The sequence below is a fragment of the Campylobacter sp. US25a genome, from assembly GCF_004379075.1.
Taxonomy (GTDB): domain Bacteria; phylum Campylobacterota; class Campylobacteria; order Campylobacterales; family Campylobacteraceae; genus Campylobacter_D; species Campylobacter_D jejuni.
This window is the reverse complement of record NZ_RYYM01000113.1, coordinates 1-359: the sequence shown is the minus strand read 5'-3', so window position 1 is coordinate 359 and position 359 is coordinate 1. Positions and strand designations below refer to the sequence as shown.

At 22.8% G+C, this 359-nt stretch carries 1 protein-coding gene; it reads right to left on the bottom strand.

Annotated elements, in window-relative coordinates; translation table 11 throughout:
- Positions 1-342 (bottom strand): contractile injection system protein, VgrG/Pvc8 family (locus tag ELQ12_RS09980; protein WP_347876349.1); only part of this gene is annotated, 342 nt, incomplete at its 3' end.
- Positions 343-359 lie beyond the last annotated feature (17 nt).

Here is a 359-nt window from a genome sequence, read left to right as displayed (position 1 = left end):
ATTAGGATTATACTCAATTTCTTTATTTTTTACATTTTTATATACATCACAAAAATAAATAGTGTTCTCATCTTCATAAAAAAAGATTCCATTATTATGGCTTAATCTTGTAATAAAGTCTAAATCACTTTCATTGTATTGAGAGATGAGTTCTTGTTCTTCATAATTAAAATGTATATTAGAATAATCAATTTCTTTATGTAAGATATCTTGATAAAAACCAAGGGTTTGTTTAATCACTTCTATAATATTAGTATGAGTATAAATACGATTGGCTTTATTTAAAGAAAGTCTTATCAAGACTGATTGAAGCTTAAAAGAAAAAAAATGCTTGTATTTTATTTGCTTAGTATTTGAAG